Origin of the sequence: Achromobacter animicus, assembly GCF_902859585.1 — a bacterium.
Classification (GTDB): domain Bacteria; phylum Pseudomonadota; class Gammaproteobacteria; order Burkholderiales; family Burkholderiaceae_B; genus Achromobacter; species Achromobacter animicus.
Genome location: NZ_CADIJM010000031.1, coordinates 1 through 7,108, shown reverse-complemented (window position 1 = coordinate 7,108; position 7,108 = coordinate 1). Strand labels below are relative to the sequence as shown.

The 7,108-nt window shown below is 66.2% G+C and carries 8 protein-coding genes; 3 read left to right on the top strand and 5 right to left on the bottom strand.

Annotated features, from left to right (window positions below):
- Positions 1–217 precede the first annotated feature (217 nt).
- From HV681_RS27575 to HV681_RS27565, 3 genes are all read left to right on the top strand, one after another.
- Positions 218–685 carry a hypothetical protein gene (locus HV681_RS27575; protein ID WP_175126269.1) on the top strand — a complete coding sequence of 156 codons (468 nt, stop codon included), beginning with the start codon at positions 218–220 and terminating at the stop codon, positions 683–685.
- 137 nt (positions 686–822) lie between these two features.
- Positions 823–2,547, top strand: coding sequence for a methyl-accepting chemotaxis protein (locus HV681_RS27570; RefSeq protein WP_175126268.1), 1,725 nt, complete (start codon positions 823–825; stop codon positions 2,545–2,547).
- Positions 2,548–2,790: 243 nt separating this feature from the next.
- Entirely contained in the window at positions 2,791–4,386 is a 1,596-nt protein-coding gene (locus HV681_RS27565) for a methyl-accepting chemotaxis protein (RefSeq protein ID WP_175126267.1), read from the top strand.
- 75 nt (positions 4,387–4,461) lie between these two features.
- Here HV681_RS27565 and fliR read toward each other — a convergent pair whose 3' ends face one another.
- From fliR to fliN, 5 genes are all read right to left on the bottom strand, one after another.
- Entirely contained in the window at positions 4,462–5,250 is a 789-nt protein-coding gene (gene fliR / locus HV681_RS27560) for a flagellar biosynthetic protein FliR (RefSeq protein ID WP_175126266.1), read from the bottom strand.
- Between the two features lie 34 nt (positions 5,251–5,284).
- Complete coding sequence (gene fliQ / locus HV681_RS27555; protein ID WP_008163193.1) at positions 5,285–5,554, bottom strand: flagellar biosynthesis protein FliQ; 270 nt, start codon at positions 5,552–5,554, stop codon at positions 5,285–5,287.
- 18 nt (positions 5,555–5,572) lie between these two features.
- Complete coding sequence (fliP, locus tag HV681_RS27550; RefSeq protein WP_370633024.1) at positions 5,573–6,364, bottom strand: flagellar type III secretion system pore protein FliP; 792 nt, start codon at positions 6,362–6,364, stop codon at positions 5,573–5,575.
- Between the two features lie 34 nt (positions 6,365–6,398).
- Complete coding sequence (gene fliO / locus HV681_RS27545; RefSeq protein WP_056570231.1) at positions 6,399–6,722, bottom strand: flagellar biosynthetic protein FliO; 324 nt, start codon at positions 6,720–6,722, stop codon at positions 6,399–6,401.
- Between the two features lie 11 nt (positions 6,723–6,733).
- The coding region (fliN, locus tag HV681_RS27540; RefSeq protein ID WP_175126265.1) for a flagellar motor switch protein FliN at positions 6,734–7,108 on the bottom strand (375 nt) is incomplete at its 5' end.

Here is a 7,108-nt window from a genome sequence, read left to right as displayed (position 1 = left end):
CCGTGCGCCTGACACACACCGCCCGCGCCAAGCCGGAACCGGCCGCCGGCGCCACGGCAACGCGCCCGCCGCGCAAGCCCGCCGCGACGCGTCCGGCGCCCGCGGCAAAGGACGTTTCGAAGCCCGCGCCAGCACCGGCTGCAAGCCGGCGGCAGGCGCCTTCGGACGACGATTGGGAATCTTTCTGACGCCGGCGCCGCCGGCATATAGGCAGGGTATGCGAGGTTATCTACATCTTCTGGCAGCGGCCGCGATTGCGGCCCTTGTCGCTGGCTGTGCGGCAACGGGTCACAACTTCGACCCGAGCAAGCTGTCGACCCTGACGCCCGGGCAGACGACCATGGAAGAGGCCGCGCGTGCGCTGACCGCCCCGCCTGCCCAACAATTCAAACAGAGCGACGGCACCGTGCTGGCGCTCTGGTTCCACAAAATCACCTTTGTCACCGACGGCCTGTACAGCCGTAAGGAAGCGCTGCTGCAGTTCGGCCCCGATGGCCGGCTGATGCGGCTCGTCGACAGCACCAATATTCTGCTGGAACCTTGGGAACGCCAGAAGTTGCTGGGGCCTGCCCCCGCGCCTGCCTTGACGCAGGACTGGGCACAACCTGCGATGGAACCCGAGGTGCAAACGATCTACATTCCGGGTCCGGGTGAACCGGCCGGTCTGGTGCCGCAGGGCAAGTAGCCCTGCAGTTCGGCAGAAGACATCGGGCGTCACATGCCCGGTGTTCGTCGCCCTGAGTGCATCCCCTGTGTAACAGGGCATGTCCACAGGGTGGTTTTTCATTTGGTCAGAGCAGTTCCTGAGGGATGGGGAAATAAATGGAAGCGAGTCTCGAATCCGGTGGTAAAGCCGGCAAGGCCGGCAAGAAAAAAGCCGCGCGCGCACCCAAGGTCAAGCGCAAACTGAGGCTGCGCGATGCGCGCGTTGGCACGATGCTGCTGTGGGTGATGGCGTTTTTCGCGTTGCTGATCGCGGCGGTGGGCGGCCTGGCCGCGTACTTCCTGCAGAGCAACTATGAATCGATCCGCGAGGTCAACGCGCTGACGGCGCGGGCCAAGCAGGTCGAGATCATCAACAGCGACATGCTGCGCGCCCGCGTGAGCCTGATGGTGGCCGCGCGCCACCTGCAGGAATCCGGCTGGGGCAGCGGCGAGAACTCCGCGCGTGACGCGGCCGCTTCGCTCAAGGGCGCGACGGACCTGTTGACGGGTGTGCGCAGCCGCTTCGCCGATTTCCAGAAGAACATGCTCGAGGACGACACTGGCCGCCAGTTGTCGATGAACCTTGTGCGCCGCTATCGCTCGTACATCGACGACGGCGTGGACACGATGGTCGAAGCCCTGCGCAGCGAAGACTATTCGACGTTCTACATGGTGAACAACGAATACGGCACGCCTCGCAGTGCGGCCTTCATCGAGGCGATCGGCCAGTTCGACAAGTACATCGCCGACCAGCAGCGTGAAACGATCGAACAGGCCGAGGCCAACTTCAACCTGGCCATGATCGCCGTCGGCATCGCGGTTGCGCTGGCGCTGCTGCTGATGGTGCTTGCCCGCATCCTGTTCGGCCGCCTGGTGGTGCGCCCCTTGGTCGAAGCCGGTCAGCACTTTGACAAGATTGCCGCGGGCGACCTGACGGGCCGCGTGGAAGTGCGTTCGCACAACGAAATCGGCCAGCTGTTCGCCGCGCTCAAGCGCATGCAGGAAAGCCTGACGCGCACCGTGTCGACGGTGCGCCGTGGCGTGGACGAGATCACCGTCGGTTCGCGTGAAATCTCGGCCGGCAACACGGACCTGTCCAGCCGCACGGAAGAGCAGGCCGCCTCGCTGGAAGAGACCGCTGCCTCGATGGAAGAGCTGGCGTCGACCGTGAAGCAGAACGCGGACAACGCCCGCCAGGCCAACCAGTTGGCGGCCAGCGCGTCGGACGTGGCCGAGCGCGGCGGTTCGGCGGTGTCGGAAGTGGTCAACACCATGGAAGGCATTTCGGCCAGCTCGCGCAAGATCTCGGAAATCGTGTCGGTCATTGACGGCATCGCGTTCCAGACCAACATTCTGGCGCTGAACGCCGCGGTGGAAGCCGCGCGTGCGGGCGAGCAGGGCAAGGGCTTTGCGGTGGTGGCGGGCGAAGTGCGCTCGCTGGCGCAGCGCAGCGCCCAGGCCGCCAAGGAGATCAAGGGCCTGATCGAGGACTCGGTGTCCAAGGTCGGCGCGGGTTCGCAGCAGGTGCAACGCGCCGGCGCGACGATGCAGGAGATCGTGGCCTCGGTGAAGCGCGTGACGGACATCATGGGCGAGATCTCGGCGGCGTCCGAAGAGCAGTCCAGCGGTATCGACCAGGTCAACCGCGCCGTGTCGCAGATGGACGAAGTGACGCAGCAGAACGCGGCGCTGGTGGAAGAGGCTGCCGCCGCCGCCGGCTCGCTGCAGGAACAGGCGCAGCGCCTGGCCGAAGCGGTTGCCGTGTTCAAGATCAATGCCGGCGAAGTGATTGAAGTGCCGGCGCACCAGCTGGGCGGGTATGCCGCGCCGTCGCTGAACTGATCGTCGTTATCCCGGGCCGCGCCCGATCCTGCAGATGCGGGATCGGGCGCGGCTTTTTTGTGGGCCAGCGATCCGCGGATGCGCTTGTTTCATATCGGATGGTTATGCGTGCGTTGATGGAAATCATAAGCACGTTAAGTTTTCCGCTTTATGACCGTAAATAATGTCAACGCCTGAATTTTCAGGACGAAAACAGAGTAATCAACGGTGGCCGGGGGATCGGACGCCAGCTGGAGACAAACCATGCGTGTCAATCTACCCGTCACCAATGTGGAAACCAAGCTGCGCGAGGACCAGTACCTGATCTCGCGCACGGACACCAAGGGCCGCATCGTCTACGCCAACCCGGCCTTCGTCGAGGTCAGCGGCTTCACCCGCGAAGAGCTCATCGGCAAGGCGCACAACATCGTGCGCCATCCCGACATGCCGCCGGAGGCCTACGCGGATCTCTGGGAGACCCTGGAGGCCGGGGAATCCTGGCTCGGCGTGGTCAAGAACCGCCGCAAGGATGGCGGCTACTACTGGGTGCTGGCCAATGCCACGCCCATTGTCGAGAACGGCGAAGTCGTGGCCTATTCGTCCGTGCGCGTGCAGCCGTCGGAAGAACAGATCGAGATGGCCGAAGCGCTGTACGCGCGCATGCGCGAGGGCACGGCCAAGGGCGTGCGCATCCTGCACGGCCGGCCCGTGCGCGCCGGCTGGCGCAGCGGCCTGGACCTGCTGGCGTTCCCGTTTCGGCCTGGCGTGCGCAGCCGCATGCTGCGCCACGCCACGCTGTCGTCGGCCATCGTCGGCGCCGCGGGCGCGTATGGCCTGCATGCCAATTGGCCCAGCCTGAGTCCGTTGGGCGCGGCGCTGGGTTGTGGCGCGATCGGGCTGGGCATCGTCGCCATCTACGCGATGGGCTGGAGCCTGTCGCGTTCGCTGCTGGACCCGATGCGAGACGCGGCGAACATGGCACGTCAGGTGGCTGCGGGCAACCTGACCACGCAGATCGTGCCGGAATCGGATGACGAGGTGGGCAGCCTGAAGTTTTCGCTGGAGGTCATGCGCAAGAGCCTGATCGGCATTGCCCAAGACGTCTATCGCGGCATCGAGGGCACGACGCACGCCGCGGTGGACATCGCCCGGGGCAACCAGGAACTGGCCGGCCGCACGGAAGGGCAGGCGGCGTCGCTGCAGCAGACGGCCGCCAGCATGCAGCAACTGACGTCCACGGTGCGCCAGAACGCCGACAATGCGCGGCAGGCCAACGATCTGGCCGCCAGCAGCATGGACGTGGCGCGGCGCGGCGGCGTGGCCGTCGGGCAGGTGGTCAACACCATGCACGGCATCTCGGACAGCTCGCGCAAGATCGCCGACATCGTCACCATCATCGAAGGCATCGCCTTCCAGACCAACATCCTGGCGCTGAACGCCGCGGTGGAAGCCGCCCGGGCAGGCGAGTCCGGCAAGGGCTTCGCGGTGGTCGCGGGCGAAGTGCGCAGCCTGGCGCAAAAAAGCGCCCAGGCCGCCAAGGAAGTGAAGACGCTGATCGAGGACTCGGTGGACCGCGTGACCGAAGGCTCGGCGCAGGCGGAGCAGGCCGGCGCGACCATGCAGGAGATCGTGGATGCCGTTCACCGCGTCACGGACATCATCGGCGAGATCTCGCGCGCCTCGCAGGAACAGTCAACCGGCATCGAACAGGTGGATACCGCGGTCTCGCAAATGGACGTGATGACCGTGCAGAACACGGCACTCGTGCAGGAACTGGGCGGCGCGGTGACGCAGCTGGGCAATCAGTCGGGCGCGCTGCGCGAGACCATCCGCGTCTTCCGCGTCGTGGGACAGCACTGATCGAGTTGCGGGCGGCGGGCGGCGGGGCCGGGGCCCGCGGTCACGCCCGATTGCAGGCCTGCTGGCGGCGGGCGGTTACCGCCCAGCCAGCGCATCCACCACACGGCTCATCGCCGTCAGTCCCGATTCGAACAACGACTCCAGGAACGGCCCGGCGTGGGGCAGCACGATCGCCAGGATCGTCACGCCGACGATGAGCGTGACGGGAAAGCCCACCGCGAACACGGAAAGCTGCTGGGCGGCGCGGTTCAGGATGCCCATGGCCAGGTTGATGGTGAGCAGGGCGCAGATCAGCGGCAGCGCCAGCAGCAGGCCCGACACGAAGATCGTCTTGCCCCATTCCACGACTGCGCCCCAGCCGTTCTGGTGCAGCTGGATCATCGCGATGGGCAGCGTGTCGAATGACCGCACCAGCGCCGCCAGCACCAGCAGATGCCCATCCAGCGCCAGGAAGGTCAGCATCGCGACGATGTTGAAAATGCGCGACAGCACGGCGGTGTTGGCGCCCGAGCTGGGGTCGAAGAACGAGGCGAACGACAGGCCCATCTGCAGGCCCACGAATTCACCGGCCGTCTGCACCGCTGCGAATACGATCCGCATGGTGAACCCCATGGCGATGCCGATCAGCACCTGCTGCATCACCATCCAGAGGCCGGCGTAGGAGCCGGGCGCGACCGGCGGCATGGGATCCAGGGCCGGGCTGATCGCCACGGCCAGGACGAACGACAGTCCCACCTTGACCTTGACGGGGATCAGCGATTCGGAGAAGAGCGGCGCGGTGCCCACGAGCGCGAGAATACGCACGAACGGCCAGAGGAACTGGCCGACCCAGCCGTTCAGCTGCTCGAGCGTAAAAGAGAACATGGCGTCGCAACCCGTGTCCGGCGGCCGGCGCCGCTCAGGACACCAGCATGGGGATCTGGCCGATGAGCTGCCGGATGTAGTCGACCATGACGCCGATCAGCCAGGGGCCCAGCAGCACCAGCACGCCGCACATGGCCAGCAGCTTCGGAATGAACGACAACGTCATTTCGTTGATCTGGGTGGCAGCCTGGAAGATGCTGATGACCAGACCCACGACCAGCGTGACGAGCAGAAGGGGACCGGCCATCGCCAGGACGATCTTCATCGCCTGGTAGGTCATGGTCATGACGGTTTCAGCGGTCATGGCGATCTCCTTGCGGCGTTACTGGTAGAAGCTCTGGGCCAGCGAGCCCATGAGCAGGTTCCAGCCGTCGGCCAGCACGAACAGCATCAGCTTGAAGGGCAGCGCCACGGTGACCGGCGGCACCATCATCATGCCCAACGCCATCAGGACGCTGGCAACCACCAGGTCGATGATGAGGAAGGGAATGAAGATCGTGAAGCCGATCTGGAAGGCGGTCTTCAGTTCGCTCGTGATGAAGGCCGGCACCAGAATGCGCATCGGCACCTGCGAGGGGTCTTCCAGCGCGGGCTGCTTGGCCAGGTTGGCAAAAAGCGCCAGGTCGTTCTCGCGTGTCTGGTGCAGCATGAAGGTGCGCAGCGGATTCGCGGCGCGTTCGACCGCGGCCTCGAACTGGATCGTGCCTTCGGACAAGGGCTTGTAGGCGTCGGTGTAGATCTTGTCGAACACCGGCGACATCGTATAGAAGGTCAGGAACAGCGCCAGGCCGATCAGCACGTGGTTGGGCGGCGACATGGCCGTGCCCATCGCGCTGCGCAACAGGCCCAGCACGATGATGATGCGCGTGAAGCCCGTCATCATCAGCAGCGCCGCCGGCAGGAACGACAGCGACGTCATCAGCAGCATGGTCTGCATGCTGAGCGAGTAGGTCTGCGAGCCATTCGCGCCCGGCGTGGCCGTCAGCGCGGGCAGCGTGGCCTGCGCCACCACGCCGGCCGGGAAAAAGGCCAGGCCCAGCACCGCGGCGGCGGCCAGCATGGGCAGCGCGCGCTGGGCGGCGCGGGCGGTAGTCGTGCGGGTAGGCAAACTCATGGGTATCGCTTGATTCGCGCCGGGGCGTTGTGCCCTAGCGGCGCTTGAGTGCCTGGCCCAGCTTGGCCGCGAAGGCGGCCGTGGGCAGAGGCGAACCCTCCGGCAACTGGCCGGCGGGCAGGGTATGCAGGGTGGTGAGCTGGTTCGGGCCAACGCCCACCACCAGCCAGGTGTCTTCGATCTCGACGACGACAACGCTTTGGCGCGGACCGACCGGCATGCTGGCAACCTGGCGCAGCACGTTGCCGCCGCCGCGCTGGACCAGTCCGGCGCGCTTGGCAAGCCACGCCGCGGCCAGGATGGCGGCCACCACCAGCACAAGGCCGATGATGACGCGCAGCAGGGCAGGTTCGGTCATGGCGCCGGGGGTCAACGACGGTTGTTCAAGCGGTTGATCCGCTCGGACGGGGTGATGATGTCGGTCAGGCGGATGCCGTACTTTTCTTCGACGACCACGACTTCGCCCTGGGCGATCAGGTAGCCGTTGACGAAGATGTCCATCGGTTCGCCGGCCAGGCCGTCCAGTTCCACCACCGAGCCCTGGCCCAGCTGGAGCAGGTTCTTGATGGTCAGGCGGGTGCGGCCAAGCTCAACCGTCAGCTGGACGGGAACGTCCATGATCAGGTCGATGTCGGTGCCTTGGCCGGACGTGGCGCCGGCCAGCGGCTTGAACACGGACGCGGCGGCCGAGGCCGTGGCGGCCGGCGCCGCGGCGGGGGCCGGTGCCGGGGCAGGAGCGGCGGC